Source organism: Anaerobacillus alkalidiazotrophicus, from assembly GCF_001866055.1.
Genome location: NZ_MLQS01000017.1, coordinates 244,215 through 263,609, shown reverse-complemented (window position 1 = coordinate 263,609; position 19,395 = coordinate 244,215). Strand labels below are relative to the sequence as shown.

Here is a 19,395-nt window from a genome sequence, read left to right as displayed (position 1 = left end):
TAAAAAACTTTAAACAATTTATCTAAGTAGGTGTAATAAATGACATCACATTCTGATTTACCAATTTTCGGTTTAGATATCGGTACTCGATCTGTTGTTGGTTTATTATTAAAGAATAATAAACCAGGCTATGAAATTCTAGATGTTGAAATTCAAGAACATGAAGATCGTTCAATGCTAGATGGACAAATTCATAATGTTCTTTCCGTCACAAAAGTCATTACTTCTATTAAAGAAAAGTTAGAGCACAAACATGGACCTTTACGTAAAGTATGTGTAGCAGCTGCAGGTCGCTCCCTAAAAACTAAAAGAGCAATTGTTGCACTTGACATATCAAAAAAACCAATATTTGAACACCAAGATATATTACATTTAGAACTTAGTGCTGTCCAAAAAGCACAATATGAAATAGCAAAAGAGTATGAAGGCAAAAGTGTTAATTATTTCTGCGTTGGGTATTCAGTTTTATCCTATCAATTAGACGGAGAAGAAATTGGAAGTCTTGTTGATCAAAGCGGGTATATTGCTTCAGTTGAAGTAATTGCCACCTTCTTACCTAAGGTAGTTGTAGAGTCACTACTTGCTGCTCTAAGTCGTTCTGGATTAGAGCTTGAAGCATTAACACTAGAACCAATTGCTGCAATTAATGTCCTAATTCCACCTACAATGAGACGGTTAAATGTTGCACTTGTAGATATCGGTGCTGGTACTTCCGATATTGCCATCACCGATTCAGGGACTGTTACAGCTTATGGCATGGTCCCTATTGCCGGGGATGAAATTACTGAAGCAATTAGTGATCACTTTCTATTAGATTTTCCGGAAGCTGAAATTGTAAAACGACAATTAACATCGCAAGATGAAGTAGTGCTTACTGATATTCTTGGTTTTGAAACTTCCTTTTCAAAAGAAGATATTATTGAACCTATATCAAAAGCTATTGAAACTCTCGCTACCGAAATAACAACAGAAATTCTTAACCTAAATAAAAAATCACCCAAAGCTGTAATGCTAGTTGGCGGTGGTAGCCTTACTCCTAACTTAGCTCGATACATTGCCAATTCGTTACAATTACCTGAAAATAGAGTTGCCGTAAGGGGAATTGATGCAATTAAGTCTCTGATTATTCCTGAAGATATAAAAGCTGGTCCAGAGCTCGTCACACCTATTGGAATAGCAATTGCAGCGAAAGAAAGTCCAGTTGAGTATGTAAGTATTAAGGTAAACGACCAAATAATTCGACTCTTTGATATTAAAAAGTTAACGGTGGGTGATGGGTTATTAGCTGCAGGTATAGAGCTTTCAAAACTTTACGGTAAACCTGGCATGGCTATTATGGTAAAAGTAAATGAACGATTAATTTCTATTCCAGGAGAACACGGACAACCACCAAGATTAGAGAAAAATCACCAATCCTGTAGCCTAGATACACCATTGAAAGACGGAGACACAATCATTGCTCAAAGTGGTGCCAATGGAAAAGATGCCAAGGCTACCATTAGTGACGTAATTGAAACACTACCAACGAAAGCAATATCTATAAATGGGAAAATGTATAATCTACAGGCAACTATCATAAAAAATGGACAACAGGCACTACTAACGGAGAAAATTGAGGACAGAGATGAAATAATAGTCCAATCAGCTAATTCAATCGAAGAAGTACTGGCTTCATTAAAGTTGTATGATATGATCGAGCAAATAAAACCTTTTAACGTACATATTAATGGAAGCCAAGTTATTTTTAACGTTGAAGACACATTAGTAAAAAACGGCAAAAAAACTACCAAGAATGCTCTAGTCCAAGATGGAGACTTTTTGTTGATAAAAATGAAAAGCCAACCATTCATCACTCTTGAAGAATTGCTTATTCAGGAAAAAATTGAAGCTAGTTATAATATTACTGTATATTTCAATGGAGAATCCATTGAAATATCTAAACCATTAGTCATTCCAAAACGAGGGGATGAATTACTTACTGAAAAAAGTCGTATATACGCTGGGGATAGTCTAACAATCACCTTGAACAAAAAGGAGACATTTATTTTTCAGGATATCTTTCGATTTGTTGACTTCAACTTAACAGCACAAGAAAATAAAACACTTATTATTTTGAGAAATGAAAAGGATGCTACTTTTTCAACTCCAATTCATAATGGTGATCACCTCGAAATAAAATGGGCGGAAAAAAAAAGTAATAAAAGCTAGGACAATTCCTAGCTTTTTTATTTATGTATTGGTGTTCTCTTTCAAGTTTTTATACGTAATATTCCAATGGGAAGTATGCCAGATAACATTTTTGTTTTTAAACAGCAAAACCTGAGGACTTTCATGTTTAATTGCAAATTTCTCAGCTACTTCGTTTGAAAAAGCTCTTTCTTCTTGAACATTTAAGTAGTAAACCGATTCTTCTTGTTCAGTTGCAAATTTATTATACTCTTGAAGTGCTTCATGACTTATTGGACACGTGATACTATTTTTCAACAAAATTAATGAATTTTTTTCCTGTAGTAATTGATCTAACTCTTGGAACGATGTAAGCTTAATTAGCGCCATTTCTTACTCTCCTTTTTTAGAAAACTCTAATTTTCACAAATAACTTATCAGTAGCGAAATCATTAGTTTTAGTATCATTATCTTACACATTTACTTTATATTTAGAAAATGAAGGCCTGTCGTTTCATTGACAGCCTTCATTTATTAAAAAACAAAATAACTATTTGATTATATTTAGGCTTTTGTAGGTGCGACCTCTTCTTTGGCCTCATCATTAATTGTATCTTCTTGGACAACCACTTCATGAAGTTCCGCAACTTCATTACGGACAGTTTCTGCAATTACTGAACTACTACTTCTTAAATCCTCGGTTAATTCGTCAGCAGATTGACTTATTTCCTCAACATCGCGCTTTACGCTTTCTGATAATTCTTTTACACGATTTAATAATTGTGTGGATTGCTCTGAAACCGCCTTGACAAGAGTTGAAGATTTTTCTTTTGCAAACGAAGCATATTCTGTACCTTTTTCAAATGCCGTATGAGTGATTTCATTAGTTTTATCACGAGCTGATTGTGCTTGGATATTAATATCTTCTCTTAACTCTTTTCCAGATTTAGGAGCCAGTAAAAGAGCAGATGCAGCACCGACCAATCCTCCAACTAATGCCCCAATAAAAAAATCTTTCGTGTTCATGTTATTATCGTTACTCATGCATTCGTCCTCCTTATTAGTGTTTTATTTTCACCTATAAAAAAATATAGGAAAATCGCTCTATTAAGTTTCAGACTTATTTTGTCCTGCTTCCTTTTTCGCCTTCCACTTTGCATATAAATCGATCAACATATTTCCCCATTGAACTGTCTGTGCAATATTATCAGATTGCTTATCTACTGATTTAGAAACAGAATTAGACACTTTTTGGATGGAACGATTTAAGCTACTTATGGATCCGCCGAGATCTTTCACAGAGTCAAACACTGTATTTAAAGACTTAGACTTCTCTTGAAAATCATCAGCTAACTGATTTGTTCTATGTATTAGTTCTGTAGTTTCCTTCGTGAGACCTTCCATTTGGTTATTTAATCGTTCCAATGTAATAGCAACGCCCATTAAAGTTTTTTGAACAGTACTTAATGTTTTCGAAACAAAAACGACTAATACTGTAAAAGCTATAGCTACAAGGGCAATACTTAAATACAATATCCATTCCATTGTACACACCCCCATTCTCTCTTCTTATCTATTATCTTATAAAACCTATACCCTTTACAAAATATCCTAAACGTAGTAATGGTATACACTTGCCTAGTATTAGTTTTATTTGACTTTCTATATACTAGCATTTCTTTACTTATTCTACAAAACATCTACTTTTCCTCTCAAAAAAACTAAGTGTTTTAGGAAAATCAATAATTTGCATCCTAAACTCGACTCAATTTTCACAAAAATATTTACTACAGTGTTACTATTTTTTATGCTTCGTAGTAAGCTTCCTCGAAGCAGTGTTTTCTGCGACGAGTAATCGCAGCAGCAATTGTTTTCCGTGCGACGAGTAATCGCAGGAGCAAAGCTGCATGAAGCTAATGAACGGGGGATTTCAAGAAGTAATTGAAGTAAGTTACTTGCCTGAAGTGACCGAGCTACAAGGCTGCTTGCGCTAGACAGTTTCCAAGTTAGAAATGCTTTCTTACCCTGAAATTAAAAAGTTCTACGTTACTATCATAATCCGCAACTTTAAACTTTCTAACGTGAAAAAAGGTAATTGAAAATAGACGAAAAGATGTTATAAGGGTAAACTATTTTTAGATACAAAAGGAGGTATTTACGTAAATGAGAGATCCACGTATTCAAACTTTAGCGAGAAATTTAATAAATTATTCGGTAAGGCTACAAAAAGGAGAAAGTGTCTTAATTGAAAATTTCGGCATACAAAAAGAACTTGTAAAAGCATTAGTTGAAGAAGCATACAAAGCGGGTGGAAATCCCTTTGTTTCTCTTAAAGATCACCAGATAGACCGTAGTTTATTACTTCATGCAAATGAAAAACAAATGAACATGATGGCTGATTTTGAAGCAAACGTTATGAAAAATATGAATGCCTACATAGGTTTACGTGCTGGAGATAACATAAGTGAGTTATCTGACATTCCTTCAGAGAAAATGGCATTGCATGGGAAAACGGTAGGGAAAAAAGTACATAGAGAAATACGTGTTCCGAAAACGAAATGGGTTGTGCTTCGCTATCCAAGTGCCTCTATGGCGCAATTAGCTGGACTAAGTACAGAAGCCTTTGAAAATTTTTATTTCGACGTTTGTAATTTAGATTATGGCAAAATGAGTCAAGCGATGGATTCTTTAGTAGATTTGATGAATAAGACAGATAAAGTACGAATTACTGGAGATGGAACTGATCTAACTTTTTCTATCAAAGATATCCCAACTGTCAAATGTGCAGGAGAAATGAATATTCCTGATGGTGAAGTATATACTGCACCTGTTAAAGATTCCGTTAACGGAACTATATCATATAATACCCCTTCTCCTTATCAAGGCTTTACATTTGAAAATATTAAATTGACATTTAAAGACGGAAAGATTATCGAGGCAACAGCAAACGCTTCAGATCGCATCAACAATATTTTTAATACAGATGAAGGCGCTCGTTACATTGGTGAATTTGCGATTGGAGTCAACCCTTACATACAGCATCCAATGAAAGACATTTTATTTGATGAAAAAATTGACGGCAGCTTCCACTTTACACCAGGGCAATGTTATGACGATGCTTTTAATGGAAATCATTCATCTATTCATTGGGACATCGTTCATATTCAACGCCCAGAATATGGTGGTGGTGAGATGTACTTTGATGGTGTGTTAATCCGTAAGGACGGACGTTTCGTCATTGAAGAATTATATCCATTAAACCCAGAAAACCTAAAATAATAGGAGTGAGATTCATCTAACTAGAACTTGTAGGTTAAAGAATTTCATCATTCATTATTTTCGCCACTAAGATGCTATAACTAGTTTCGTTGAAACATTCGTAACTAGTTATAGGGTTATGTGACTCATTTTTGGTAATTAAGAACTTCACTCATAGTAAAAAAATAATTAATTAAAATAATTATCCATTTCTAATAAAGCTGAACTTCAATCAGTGGGGGTTTTCCTTCATCCCCCACTGATTGTTAGTTCAACTTATACCACGGGCATAAGAATAACTAATCATCAGCTTTCTCTGATGAAAGTTATTCTATATCGGACCTTTAGGGGCAGTTTATCCCCCACCTAAACTTCTCGATTTTCTTTAGTTTTGAGGTGGGGGTCTTACTACCCATTAAGAGTAAGATAAAATAGGTATTCAGAGTGACTATCATCATTTATTTAATCTACATGAAAATGAACAAAACGCAAAGAACTACTATTCTTTGCGTTTTGTTCATTGAGTTGTTTAAATTATATTCTCATATGCTTGTTGGAATTTTTGAATATCTCCAGCTCCCATAAACAACAAAACACCTGTACAATGCTGTTTAAGTTGGTCCATCTCATCTTCTTTAATTAGTTTAGAATTAGGAATCAGCTTTTGGAGATCTTGAATTGTTAAGGTTCCAACATTTTCCCTTGCTGAAGCAAAAATATCACATAAATAAACTTGGTCAGCTTTACTTAAACTTTTAGCAAAATCATCTAGAAAAGTTTTGGTTCTAGTAAAGGTATGTGGTTGAAAAATGGCTACTACTTCTCTGTCAGAATATTTTTGCTTTGTAGCTTCTATTGTTGCAGAAATTTCAGTTGGGTGATGAGCATAATCGTCAATTAAAACTTGCTCCCCTATTCTTTTTTCACTAAAACGACGTTTCACCCCTGGGAATGTTCGGAGTTGTTCTGAAATTATTTCAATAGATACACCTTCATAATCACATATGGCAATGACAGCTAAAGCATTTTTAACATTATGCGCACCATAGCCCGGTATTATGAAAGTACCGTAAAATGTATCACGAACAAACACGTCAAATTTTGTCCCTTCAGGAGTAGCTTTTATATTCGTACCTTGAAAATCGTTATGGTCTTCAAGGCCATAAAATACTATCGGAACATTCGCATGAATACTCTGTAAATGCTCATCATCACCACAAGCAATAATTCCTTTTTTTACTTGCATCGCCATTTCTTGAAAAGCATTAAAAACATCTTTCACATCAGAAAAGTAATCAGGATGATCAAAATCAATATTTGTCATGATTGCATAATCAGGCTTATAGTTGAGAAAATGCCTACGGTACTCACATGCTTCGAATACAAAATACTCGCTATTTTCTTCACCTTTACCAGTACCATCTCCAATTAAGTATGAGGTCGGCTTTGCAGCTCCTAATACATGTGATAATAATCCTGTTGTAGATGTTTTACCATGAGAGCCTGTAACAGCAACACTCGTAAACTTTTGAATAAATTGTCCTAAAAACAGTGGATATTTATGAACATCGATTGATTTTTGTATTGCCTCTGAAATTTCTTCATTTTCCTCATTATAAGCGGGTGAAGCAATGATCGTTTGCCCCATTTGAATATTCCCTTTATCAAAAGGTAATATTTTAATTCCCTTTTTCTCTAATGGTATTTGAGTAAAAAATTTTTTATCAACATCTGAACCTTGTACTTCATACTTCATGTCATGTAATACTTGAGCAAGAGCACTCATTCCAGAGCCTTTAATTCCAATAAAATGGTAGACTGTCATACTTTGGACCTCCACACTTCCGTAATAACCTATTCATTTTGATATGCATCCAAACTTTATTAAAAAGCAAATATATTTGTAATAATTAATAAACCTCAATTTAAGTATATGTCTAATATGTATAAATGTTTTTTTGAATACATTCTGAATTATTATAACAGAAATTATGTATTATAACCATGAACATATTTTCTTTAAACAAATACATGTTAATAAGTTTATTATATAAATTAAAATAAAATGCTTATATTATTATTTTAACCACTGCTTTATAAATTCATTTATACTTTCAGGCCTACATGTGTACCTAATAGTTAAAGAATATTCTATTGTTGATTATCAAGAAAATTTGATTCAATGTAAAAACTTCTAGATGGAAACGCAACTGTTACCCCTTCTCTTTGAAGTATTTCTAAGATCTTAAAATTAATGGATTGTTTTACCTCTAAATATTCTCCCCAAACAGTTGATTTAGTAAAAAAGTACAAAAATATGTCTAAACTACTTTCACTGAAACCTTCAAAATGAACGAAAATTGTTTCTTGATGAACATCATCATGATTTCTTAAAATCTTTTCGATTTCATTCATGCATTTTTCCAATTTCCACTTTGGGGTGTTAAGCTTCAACCCTAAATGAAACGATATTTGTCTTTTACCCATTCGCGACCAATTTAGAATTGCTTCATTTGCAAGTGATGAGTTCGGCACAGTTACTAACGCTTGTCGAAACACCCTAATTTTAGTACTTCGAAAGTTAATTTCCTCAACTGTTCCTTCTACAATAGAGGTTTTAATCCAATCCCCTTTCGTAAAAGGTTTTTCTGTCATAATGACTATACCACCAAAGAAATTCTCTACTGTTTCTTGGGCAGCAAAAGCAATTGCTAGACCGCCAAGACCTAAACCCGCCACAAAACCATTAATATCGAACCCCCACTCTTGAGCTATTACGCTTAAACTTAGTGCTACAATAAAAAAGCGCAAAATCTTTGAAAGTATAGGAATTAATATACGATCTACCTCAATGTGTAATTTTTCGCTAACTTTTTCAAATATCGGTGACGAAGTAGCTGCTAAATTATATAAACCTGATGTAATTAAAACGATCAACAATGTACGATATATTTTTATAATTTGCTCTTCAAAGCCATGAATATAAGGTAAATTAATAATAGCAATATAAAGACCAATTAATACAAAAAACCATCCTAGCGGTTTTTCAAATGCCATAAATAAATTTATAAAGAAATCACTAGGTGATTTTTTAGCTACTTTTATAATCAACTTATAAACATATTTCGTAAAGAGTTTCCTAAGCAATAAAAAAAACATAAAAATTAAAAAGGAGATACCGACATCAACCCAAATAGGTAGTGAAATTAATAAATCTATTATTTCCATATTAGATTACCTCGTGAATTATTCATTAATTTATATTTTACAATCAATAATCAAAATAGAAAACACACAAGCCCTTATTCAGAAGCTTGTGTGTTAATTTTAATCAACTCTTTCAAGACGAGGGTTTGGTCGGAATATACGACCTGTTTTTGCTTGATGTTTTCCATTCAATAATACATTGTCTCCAGTAAATCCAATATGTATTTTAAGCAAACTACTTCCAACACCATAAATATCAACAGGAACTCCTCTTTTTTCGTATTCTTCAATACGTTTTGCATCAAAGCCTCCCGAACCAACAATCTTTACGTGATTGAAACCTTCGTCGTCTAAAGCTTTGCGTAAAGCAAAAATTAATTCTGGATTGGCCCCACGTGGATCAAAAGAGCCTAATACATCAGGATTTCTAAAAAAGTACTGATCAACCATAGTTTTAGATGTATCTATACGAACCCCTTTTAACAATTCGCCAAACTCTCTAGCAACCTTTAAGGAATCAGTGATTACATCGTTATTATAATCAACAAGTGCCATTAAGTCGTCATCAGGGAAAGTTTCGTGGTAAGCGCGAGTTGCTTCAACTACATCACCTTCAAATAATTGAATAAGTGCATGTGGCATTGTACCCATTCCTTGTTTTCCCCACCACTCATTCATAGCATGTGTAGCCTGGGCAATTGAACCTCCTATGTAAGCAGCATATCCATCTCCTGATTGTTGTGTAAAGTGGTCGTCACGATCTCCCATAAAAATAACAGGCTTTTTCTTACCAGAGAGACTCGCTGATTTCACCACATTATATACATTCGTAGCAACAGATGTACGTCTCGCTAAAATTCCGTCAATGACTCCTTCTAAATAACCGAAATTTTGGTAAGGACCTGAAATTGTTAATACTGTTTCGAATGGTTTTATCTTGTCACCATCCTTTAATGAATGTATTTCGAGCTCGTCTACATTTCTAGCAAATGTTTTAACAAGTGCAATAACCTCATCAGTTCCACAAAGGACAGCATCAGTTTTTTGGAAAAATTGCATTGTTACATGGTTATCTTTTTTGTAGCGCTCAACAATTTCACGAGTTTTCAAAAAATAAACTGCAGAAAACCAACCTTCTTTCACACGTTCATCAAATTTAAATGTTTGGTTCGTTAATCTTTTAATTTTACCTTCTAATTTTAGTCTTATCTCTTTCATAATTTACCCCTTGGTTTATACGGTGTCATTTATTATTAGATTGCCCGTGATGGACAAATTTATCCTGTCACGGGCAAGGTTAACGATTAGTGAAGATATGCAATTCCTTTATGTTGCTCAAGTATTGCTGCTTCAATAATTTCTTTAACATCGCCTTCATTCAAATTGGCAAATCCGTGCTTTAGAACGATAAGCATGCTTAATTCATCTTCCGTCAATAAGGAAAGCCATTGAGGAGAAATTGATTTTACTAAGCTTGATAATTGAATCTCTTGCATCGTGACCACTCCTTATAGAAAGTATGGTATAGCTAGAGTCATATTACAGAAAAACTTAAAGTAAAAACCATGTTTTTCTCACTTTCTTTCATCCCTTATTCAATTTTTTCCAAAAACAAGAACATATTAATCATATAAAACCTTTTAAGAGAAAACAAGAAAAATTTAAACAGAAGATGTTCTCTTATTAACCCTAATTTTATACAAAACTTAAATTTGATTCTAGTTTTTTCACTTATTTTATATATTAATGAATTTCATAATACTGATATCAGGAGATCGAGAAACTATATAGAGTTCGATCGGTACGTTTCCAACTAGATATAGTTTTCTATCGCTCAATTAATGAAATTATGAAATTCACTTATATAATACCTTATATTTACGTAATTTTATTTATCTTATTTTACAATATTGTTAAACTCTGCACATTATCTTCTTAAATCCTATCATGTAATTCCTCTTCGGAAATAAGGACGTTTCGAGGTTTCGAACCCATTGCTTCAGAGATGATCCCTCTAGATTCCATCATATCAATAAGGCGCGCTGCACGATTGAAGCCAATTCTGAAACGTCGCTGTAAGCTTGATGATGATGCCACACCTTGTTCAATGACATAATAACAAGCTTCTACAAACAATTCGTCTTCTTGGTCATTCGCTTCGTACGTTTTAACAAGTTGTTCTTTATCGAATAAATAGTTTGGCTTTCTTTGCTGTTTCACAAGAGATATTACTCTATCTATTTCTTCATCTGAGACAAAATTACCTTGTACTCGTATAGGTTTTGATGCACCATTTTCAAATAAAAGCATATCACCTTTTCCTAATAACCTTTCTGCCCCACCCGAATCAATTATTGTTCTTGAATCAGCTTGTGATGATACAGAAAAAGCAATACGAGAAGGTATATTGGCTTTAATTAACCCGGTAATAACATCGACTGAAGGACGTTGAGTTGCCAATAGCAAATGAATACCACAAGCTCTTGCTTTTTGAGCTATTCGACAAATCGCTTCTTCTACATCTTGAGGAGAAACCATCATTAAGTCCGCCAACTCATCAATTACGATAACAATGTAAGGCATCGCTAGTATAGTATCATTATCCTTCTTCATTACATCGTTGTATCTCTTAATGTCACGGACACCATTTTGAACAAACAACTCATAACGGCGTTCCATTTCTTCAACTGCCCATTTTAAAGCAGTTGTTGCTTGTTTTGCATCGGTAATAACCGGCGTTACAAGGTGAGGAATATTATTATATGGTGCTAGTTCAACCATTTTCGGATCTACAAGCATTAGTTTTACTTGATCAGGTGTCGCTTTAAACATAATACTAATTAAAATAGAATTTATGCATACACTTTTCCCCGACCCCGTCGAACCAGCAATTAATCCATGTGGCATTTTTTGAATGTCTGTGACGACTGGTTTCCCTTCAATATCAAGACCCATTGCAACAGTAAGGGGGGAAGGGTTATTTAAAAATTCGCCACTACGCAAAATCTCCCGAATGAAAACAGGGGAACTAACGTCGTTTGGAACTTCAATTCCAATCGCGTTTTTTCCAGGGATTGGTGCTTCCATACGAATATCTCTAGCAGCAAGACTTAGTTTAATGTCATCTGTTAAACCTGTCACTTTACTTACTTTCACACCTGCTTCTGGCTGAATTTCAAAACGCGTAACGGAAGGGCCTCTTGTTACACCAACAACTTTCGCCTGAACATTAAAATTTATAAGTGTGGCTGCTAGTAATTGTTTTTTTTCTTCTAACCATTGGTAACTATCGCCTGATTTTTTTTCAGGTATATTTAAAAGTTGTAGTGTAGGAAATTGATAGTTATTCTGGTCAAGTTTTTTTTGAACTACCTTATCTTTCTTAAGCATCAAGACATTGAAAGGAACAATGTTTTTTGAAGACGCATCTTGCGTTGTTTTGTTAGACTTATTTATATTTGTATTCATCATAGAGGTAGAATGTTCAGTTAGGCCACAATTTTTCTTTTGTATTTGTTCACTATCTTTTCGTTTACTCTTATCAAATGTCTCTACAGGGGCTACTGTTTCAATATTTTCTATATTGAGAGTAGGGATAATCTCCTCTTCAACAATCTTTTCTTTATGAGCGCCTTTGTAAGTTATAGCATCCTGATCATTTCCAATTAACTCAACATTTCCCTCATCTATCTTCTCATCCTGATCAAAAGCTAGCTGCTTTTCGAGAGGTTCAGTTTGACACACTTCATCGCCTGCTCTATTTTCGCCATTTTCTTCTATCTCAAATTCAGCATAAATACCTTCTTGAAACAGTTCATCTTCCTTTACATTAAGTAATTCGTTACTAACAATTTCTCTATTAATATTTGTAGTTTCTATCTCCGATGGGATATCTTTATTTATTAGTATAGGGACCCCAACATTTTCATTCGGTAAGAATGCTTGATTTTCAATTAACTCTAGCGTAGGTGCTACCTCTTCCTCAAAGTTATTTTCTATTTTTGGCTGTGGCTTATTAAACGCATAAACGGGAGAAGGGATATTTTGTGCTTTAAAATTAACTCCTTGAAATTTCTTTCTTTCTTCATCCTTACCAGGTAAATCCTTTTGTTCACTTTGTTTTTTATGAGTAAGTACATTTTCTCTTTGTTCCACTTTTTTTTCTGTTATCTTCCGAACAGGTCGTACTTTTTCACCTTCTAAACTTGGTTTAGTTCTAGCTGATTTCTTCTCATCTTCAATTATTGGAAAGCGAAATTTCCCTTGTTTCGGATATTGATGTATCATACGGGCATCTGTATCGATATCTGTTGTTATTCGACCGTAATATTTTTTTCTTTCTTCTCGAGTATGTATATGCTCCTCCTCTTGTCCAAATAAAAAGGAATGAACTTTTTTATAAGCTATTTTTACACGTTTAAACATAAAATCACCTTTTCTATAATCTCAATTTTCCATTCTTACAATAATTATCAGTACAAGTTTTCTATCTACTAATCATACATCATTCGTATATTTTCTAGTATAATCATAACTAAATAGACAAAAAACAACTAGCTATTTTACATTTAATTTTAATGTTCATGCAATGAGTGATTTTATCATAACTGAAATAAAAATAGAAGAGGCTATCGTAGAAGTATCAGCCACCTCAATTTATTAATATCATTGAGATGAACTGACAATTCTAAAGACAGCCTCTTTATTGTTTTGGTTTTCGGTGAGCGAGTATAAATACAGGTTCTAACTCTCCTTCTTTATAAATAAACGGTAATGCTGTAATTGGAGTTCTTCCATTTGTGAAAAATTGAAAAACCATTTGTGCCAAAATGTCGTACCCTGTTTCGTTTCTAATATCAGCAATGATTAAAACATCTTGATGTGGTACAGAAACAGTTAACTGACCACGAGCTATTTCTGAATATTTTTTTAATAGCTGGTCATTTAACACCTTACTTGCATCATACCCGTCATTTTTGTTTAAAAAATAAAATGTATTACCCGCAACTTCGTCTATTGTCGGTTCATTCTGTAGAGAACGAAGATTAAATAATGCCATTTCCTTTATTCTTACTTTGTCTACATTTTCTTTTTCCAAAATTTCATTAGTTAATAAAGCAAATGTTGAACCCTGATCAATGGCATAAAACACTCTAGTTTCGGCTGTATGTTCTTCCCATAAAAACTCTTTTCCATCTCCAGATTGTGTCGGAAATGAGGTTGAGCGTATTACAGGAAATATATTTTTTTCATTACCTTTTACTACAATGGGTGTCGTCATTGCTTGTAAGGCTGCTTCAACGTAATGGACAGTTTCCTCAATTGCCTGTTCCTTTTTCACTTTCCACTTAGCAATAAGTTTTGAGATAGATAATGTAACTCCTTTATTAATTGTTTTATCCTCTATCCTTAGCTTTTGTTCATCTCTATCGTATGATATTCGTCTATTTTGTGAGAGTAAACGTTTTTCTAGTTCTCGTTTCATTTCTAATGGCTTCATAACAAATAAGCCTCCTTTTATCTAATCTCAATAATTTTACCATGATCACACCGCACGACCAAAGATTTTGATTTCAACTATATTAGCAAATAGGACAGTCATGCAAAAGAGGTAGCTACTTAAAGCTACCCCAATTCATTATTTATCAACTTTTTCTAAAGCTTTTTGTAAAAATTGTTCGATTTCTTCTTTTGTTTTTCGGTCTTTACTTACAAAACGAGCAAGCTCATTTCCATTCTGAAAAGCAACAAAACTCGGTATACCAAAAATATCCATTTCACCACACAGATCTATTAATTTATCGCGATCAGCATAGTAAAATGTAAATTGTGAGAATATTTTTTCTACCTCAGGCAATAAAGGTTCAATCACTCTACAATCTGGACACCAGTCAGCCGAAAACACAACAACTGAAAGGCCGTTCTTAATTTCATCAATAAACATTTCTTTTGATAGCAACGATTTCATATCTATCCTCTCCTAACATCAATTTAAAATAACCATTTATTTAAAACACTGAATAAAGTGTATGGTTTATTGTTCAATTTTCATATCTCCTAATTTTATCAAGCCGAGCTTCCGAAGCCATTCTGATAATACTAAGCTTATCACAGCAGGACCTATAAAATGAAGTAACAGCACTCCAATAGCAACCTCCCATGTAAAGCCCATTACTGTAAAAGTCATTATTTGTCCAACTAATCCACTCGTTCCCATACCAGCACCAGCTGGATTATTAACCATTTGAAAAACAATAGTAGCAAAAGGGGCTAACACAATACCCGCAACAGTTGGCGGTATTAGTATTAATGGGTTTTTCACGATGTTTCCAATTTGAAGCATAGAAGTACCAATTCCTAAAGCAACAAATCCGGAAAACCCATTCTCACGATAACTACTTGTCGCAAATCCAATCATCTGAGCTGCACACCCAACGGTTGCTGCACCAGCAGCAAGACCTTCAAGGCCTAGCATAAAAGCAATTGCTGCACTAGAAATTGGTGCTGTTAACGCAAGTCCCATCAAAAGTGCTACTAAAATTCCCATTACAAATGGCTGGCGGTCTACAGACCACATAATTAGTTGTCCAAAGTAATCAAGCCCTCCAGCTATTACCGGTCCAATTGTGGTTGCAACAGTATAACCAGTAGCAATTGTTACAAACGGAGTAACAATAATATCCAAACGTGTTTCCTGAGAGACTAATTTACCTATCTCAGTAGCAATCAGCGCTGCAATAAAACTTCCTGCCGGACCACCACCAAGTAGAGACCCTGCCGCTCCAGTAATAACGGCCGAAAAAAGTACCAGTCTTGGTGCTTTTAGTCCATATGCAACAGCAACACCGATAGCTGGACCCATTAAATCCATGGCCAATTGTCCCATCGGAACCAAAAACTCAAGTTTAGGAATTTGCTGACCTGTAGTACGAATGATTAATCCAATAATAAGTGAAGAAAAAAGACCAAGAGCCATATAGCTAAGAGATGTTACAAAATATGTCTTTAACGATAATTCAACACCTTTTTTATGTAAAAAACTCCTCAAACCAAAACACCTTCCTAATAATATTTATTTGTTTTTATTCTTTCCTTTTCTATCATATTTAATTACCATTCAGTTGACAAGATATATGTAAAGTTAATATATAGTGTTAGACTTATACATAGCTCTTTTAGTACTTAGAGGATCAGCTTGCTAAATTTTTATACATTCCTAACACGAAAAAGAGACAAGTGATCCACTTGCCTCAAGTCATTGTACATATATTTAATAGCTAACAGATCTAATGATCTCTACTAAAGTTTCAACACTATCCTTAATATTTGATAATTCAGTAATAGTAGTGCCTTTTTCTCCACCGCTTCCAAGTATTACTTTATACTTATCATTGTCAAATGGTGCGACAATAATATAATTAAAAGTTCCTTCAACTTCTATTGTTTCTATTAAAATTGCTTTATCTTCAACAATCTTATCTTGCTCAAAGTTTACTTGACTAGTAAAATCTTCGGCAGGATTTGAAAAAATGATAAATATCTGTTCTCCTCTATTTAAAATAAGGTTGTTTCCCGCTTCTTCTTCAATGTTTAACCCTGGTGGTAGATAATAATTAAATAACTCAGTTTCATTATTGGGTTCTCTAGGTTCGGAAATAACACCTGATTCAAAAGAATTTTTAGCTGTTTCTACTGCTTGCTCTTTTGTTACTGTACATCCTGTAAGAAACAAAAAAATTAACACTATGCTGATTTTTGCTAATATAATCCTCACAATAGCACCTCCTCCGCTGTTTTATAGCCCTCGGAAATATCACCTAAAATAACTACTAGATTTCTATCATTTTATGTTTGAAACCGTCATTATTATAATAACTTACTTAACACTGCGTTGACAACCCTTGACAAAATTCTACAAAAGTCTCTTTCTCCAAGCAACTAATAATATTATAAGCTCTCTTTATTATTTTGAAGAACGTATTCATTTGCTGAAAACTATTAATTATGGTATCTTAATAATAATTTGTTATCTGTTTGATTACTAATTTTTATACAGGGGTGTTGAGAGGATGAAACAAGTTATTTTCACTTTATTTTTTGCTTTTATTCTAGTAATTACAGGATGTGGGCAAAATGATGAGAATGTTAACAGAGAAGGAACTGATTCAAGCAAAGAAAATGAAACAAAAGAAGAATTTGTTATTGGTTTAATACCATCTCAATCTGAAGGTGAAATGGAAACAGCAATGGTCAAATTACAAGCGATATTAGAACAAGAACTCGAGCGGCCTGTAAAGATTGACCATTATCCTGCTTATAATGGGGTAGTAGAAGCATTAATTCATGAACATATTGATATGGCCTATTTCGGCCCACTTACTTATGTAATTGCACATGAAAGAAGCGGTGCAGAGGCGATTATTACACAATTAGTTGATGGAGAACCTTACTATTTTTCATATATAATTACTCGCAGTGATTCATCATGGGATACTTTAGATGAACTTCTTTTAGATAAAGAAAATATTGATTTTGCTTTTGCAAGTATGTCATCGACGTCTGGTTCTTTAATTCCTGGTGTAGCTTTAAAAGAACGTGGAGTTTTTAGAACTGAAGATGACCATGACTTCAAAACTGTAAGGTATACTGGTTCACACGACATTACCGCTCAGGTAATATTAAATGGGGATGTTCACGCTGGGGCTATCGATAGCGCGCTTTTTCAATCTATGATTCGTTCCGGTAATCTAGATGCTGATGATTATAAAATTATTTGGCAATCAGAGCCTCTTTTCCAGTATCCGTGGGCTGTTCACCCAAATATGGATGACTCCTTGAAACAACAGCTTCAACAAGCTTTTATCGGGATTACTGATGAGGAAATATTAAACCCATTTGGTGCATCTGCATTTACTACAGCAACTAATGAGGATTATGCCTCACTTCGAGAAGCTGCAATCATTGATGGACGTATGGACGCTCCGCTTGATTAAGAAGGTTTTCTCTTTTTTGGTGCTTACATGCCACTTAGGAGTATAATAAAGCTGAACTTCAATCAGTGGGGGTCTTACTTGCCCCTTAAGAGTGGGATAAATACAGATTTTTGGGGTGCATTATTGCATCCCTCTTTCATCATATACTGCTATCAAAAAGGAGATTAAAATGGTTTGGTTTAACCCAAAATTTATTATTATAGGTTTATTGTTATTGTTCTTTGTCTGGATTAGTATTGATCTGACCGAGTTTCAGTTTGAAAAATTTAAAAATATACCTACTATGTTTCACTTCATTAAAGATCAGTTTTTCCCTCTAAATTGGTCCATTATGCCACGATTAATTGACGCTTCAATCGTTACGTTAGCAATGGCGTTCTTAGGTACTTTCATTGCTCTATTAATAGCGATTCCTCTTAGTTTTATGTCAGCTAGAAATACTAGTCGACATGCAGCTCTGTATACCTTTAATCGTTCAATGCTTAGTGGTTTACGTTCAATACCTGAAATTGTTTTTGGCCTTATATTTGTCGTCTCTCTTGGACTAGGACCATTTCCAGCTGTTTTAGCAATTATGCTCCACAACATCGGCGTATTAGGAAAGTTAATTTCTGAATTAATTGAATCTGCAGAAACAGGCCCTCAAGAGGCAATGAAATCTGTAGGGGCTACAAGGTGGGTTGCAGTTTTATTCTCAATATTACCGCAAATATGGCCAAATGTACTCAGCCATTTTTTTTACCGATTTGAAGTGGCCATACGTACTTCACTAATCTTAGGGTTTATCGGCGCTGGCGGGATTGGACAACAATTGTTTAATCATTTCCAAACGTTCCAATATAAATCTGTAGCAACTGACATATTGGTCATTATGATATTAGTTATTGTAGTTGATTTTATAGGCGGAAAAATTAGAGAAAGGGTTATATAAGGTGATGTGTATGCTTCAATTAAATAATTTACATGTAAAATATCCGAAGGTAAAAGAAAAAGCCTTATCTAACATTAGTCTCTCATTTAATAGAGGAGAATTTATATGTATCCTAGGAAAAAGTGGTGCGGGTAAATCAACCTTTATTCGATGTTTAAACGGCCTACAACGCCCAACATCAGGATCTGTCATTTTAAATCATCAGAATATCTTTTCTTTAAAAGAAACTGAATTACGTAGGGTACGTGTTGAAATGGGAATGATATTTCAGCATTTTAATCTCATTCCAAGATTAACAGTATATCAAAATGTCTTAACAGGAATGTTCGGTAGTCGAACACCTTTGAAAAACTTACTAGGATTATTCTCAAAAGAAGAAAAACAATTAGCTAATAAGATGATTGAGAGTGTCGATTTAACTCCTCATAAAGATAAGCGTATTGAAGAATTAAGCGGTGGTCAAAAACAACGTGTGGCCATCGCTAGGGCATTGCTACAAAATCCAAAAGTATTTCTAGGAGATGAACCAGTAGCTAGCTTAGATCCTGGAACTGCTAACCGAATTTTTTCGTTATTACAAACAATGCATAATGAATATAATCTATTAACGATAATAAATGTTCACGATGTAATTTTAGCAAAAAAATTTGCAACAAGAATTATTGCTTTAAGAGAAGGGAAAGTCATATTTGATGATACTCCAGAGTATTTCACTGATGAAACCTATAATGAAGTTTATCTTTAGAATAGAAATTATTTTATAATATAAAAGGAAAAGCAAGCATGGCATTTAGTTACCCATGCTTGCTTTTATATAACTAACGAATGGTATACCTCCAC

17 protein-coding genes are annotated in these 19,395 nt (G+C 33.9%); 5 read left to right on the top strand and 12 right to left on the bottom strand.

Features of this window, described 5'->3' with window-relative positions:
- The first annotated feature begins 39 nt into the window (after positions 1–39).
- Positions 40–2,208, top strand: a complete 2,169-nt coding sequence (locus tag BKP45_RS11595; protein WP_071389840.1) for a cell division protein FtsA — start codon at positions 40–42, stop codon at positions 2,206–2,208.
- A gap of 21 nt (positions 2,209–2,229) precedes the next feature.
- On the opposite strand, the gene ytxJ is transcribed toward BKP45_RS11595, so the two are convergent.
- The 3 genes from ytxJ to BKP45_RS11580 all read right to left on the bottom strand — a co-directional run bounded on the left by ytxJ (position 2,230) and on the right by BKP45_RS11580 (position 3,711).
- Positions 2,230–2,556, bottom strand: a complete 327-nt coding sequence (ytxJ, locus tag BKP45_RS11590; RefSeq protein ID WP_071389839.1) for a bacillithiol system redox-active protein YtxJ — start codon at positions 2,554–2,556, stop codon at positions 2,230–2,232.
- 174 nt (positions 2,557–2,730) lie between these two features.
- Positions 2,731–3,210 carry a YtxH domain-containing protein gene (locus BKP45_RS11585; protein WP_071389838.1) on the bottom strand — a complete coding sequence of 160 codons (480 nt, stop codon included), beginning with the start codon at positions 3,208–3,210 and terminating at the stop codon, positions 2,731–2,733.
- 63 nt (positions 3,211–3,273) lie between these two features.
- Positions 3,274–3,711: a DUF948 domain-containing protein gene (locus BKP45_RS11580; RefSeq protein WP_071389837.1), complete on the bottom strand. Its 438-nt coding sequence runs from the start codon at positions 3,709–3,711 to the stop codon at positions 3,274–3,276.
- A gap of 618 nt (positions 3,712–4,329) precedes the next feature.
- On the opposite strand from BKP45_RS11580, the gene BKP45_RS11575 reads away from it, so the two are divergent.
- Entirely contained in the window at positions 4,330–5,445 is a 1,116-nt protein-coding gene (locus BKP45_RS11575; RefSeq protein WP_071389836.1) for an aminopeptidase, read from the top strand.
- 508 nt (positions 5,446–5,953) lie between these two features.
- On the opposite strand, the gene murC is transcribed toward BKP45_RS11575, so the two are convergent.
- The 9 genes from murC to BKP45_RS11530 all read right to left on the bottom strand — a co-directional run bounded on the left by murC (position 5,954) and on the right by BKP45_RS11530 (position 16,405).
- Positions 5,954–7,249 (bottom strand): UDP-N-acetylmuramate--L-alanine ligase, encoded by a 1,296-nt coding sequence (gene murC, locus BKP45_RS11570; protein WP_071389835.1) that lies wholly within the window; start codon positions 7,247–7,249, stop codon positions 5,954–5,956.
- Positions 7,250–7,575: 326 nt separating this feature from the next.
- Positions 7,576–8,652: a mechanosensitive ion channel family protein gene (locus tag BKP45_RS11565; protein ID WP_071389834.1), complete on the bottom strand. Its 1,077-nt coding sequence runs from the start codon at positions 8,650–8,652 to the stop codon at positions 7,576–7,578.
- A 99-nt stretch (positions 8,653–8,751) separates the two neighbouring features.
- Positions 8,752–9,849, bottom strand: coding sequence for a nicotinate phosphoribosyltransferase (locus BKP45_RS11560; protein WP_071389833.1), 1,098 nt, complete (start codon positions 9,847–9,849; stop codon positions 8,752–8,754).
- 86 nt (positions 9,850–9,935) lie between these two features.
- On the bottom strand, positions 9,936–10,127 hold the full coding sequence (locus BKP45_RS11555) for a hypothetical protein (RefSeq protein ID WP_071310129.1): 192 nt from the start codon (positions 10,125–10,127) through the stop codon (positions 9,936–9,938).
- Between the two features lie 439 nt (positions 10,128–10,566).
- Entirely contained in the window at positions 10,567–13,056 is a 2,490-nt protein-coding gene (locus tag BKP45_RS23320) for a DNA translocase FtsK (protein ID WP_071389832.1), read from the bottom strand.
- Between the two features lie 277 nt (positions 13,057–13,333).
- Positions 13,334–14,131 (bottom strand): DUF1444 family protein, encoded by a 798-nt coding sequence (locus BKP45_RS11545; protein WP_071389831.1) that lies wholly within the window; start codon positions 14,129–14,131, stop codon positions 13,334–13,336.
- 138 nt (positions 14,132–14,269) lie between these two features.
- The gene (locus BKP45_RS11540; protein WP_071389830.1) at positions 14,270–14,599 is read right to left on the bottom strand and encodes a thioredoxin family protein; all 330 of its coding nucleotides are present in this window, start codon (positions 14,597–14,599) and stop codon (positions 14,270–14,272) included.
- Between the two features lie 66 nt (positions 14,600–14,665).
- Positions 14,666–15,679, bottom strand: a complete 1,014-nt coding sequence (locus BKP45_RS11535) for a PTS transporter subunit IIC (RefSeq protein WP_071389829.1) — start codon at positions 15,677–15,679, stop codon at positions 14,666–14,668.
- Positions 15,680–15,901: 222 nt separating this feature from the next.
- Positions 15,902–16,405, bottom strand: coding sequence for a hypothetical protein (locus tag BKP45_RS11530; protein WP_071389828.1), 504 nt, complete (start codon positions 16,403–16,405; stop codon positions 15,902–15,904).
- Between the two features lie 295 nt (positions 16,406–16,700).
- Here BKP45_RS11530 and phnD point away from each other — a divergent pair, with 295 nt between their 5' ends.
- From phnD to phnC, 3 genes are all read left to right on the top strand, one after another.
- The gene (phnD, locus tag BKP45_RS11525; RefSeq protein ID WP_071389827.1) at positions 16,701–17,624 is read left to right on the top strand and encodes a phosphate/phosphite/phosphonate ABC transporter substrate-binding protein; all 924 of its coding nucleotides are present in this window, start codon (positions 16,701–16,703) and stop codon (positions 17,622–17,624) included.
- A 169-nt stretch (positions 17,625–17,793) separates the two neighbouring features.
- Positions 17,794–18,555 (top strand): phosphonate ABC transporter, permease protein PhnE, encoded by a 762-nt coding sequence (gene phnE, locus BKP45_RS11520; RefSeq protein ID WP_071389826.1) that lies wholly within the window; start codon positions 17,794–17,796, stop codon positions 18,553–18,555.
- 10 nt (positions 18,556–18,565) lie between these two features.
- Positions 18,566–19,300 (top strand): phosphonate ABC transporter ATP-binding protein, encoded by a 735-nt coding sequence (gene phnC, locus BKP45_RS11515; RefSeq protein ID WP_071389825.1) that lies wholly within the window; start codon positions 18,566–18,568, stop codon positions 19,298–19,300.
- Positions 19,301–19,395: the final 95 nt, after the last annotated feature.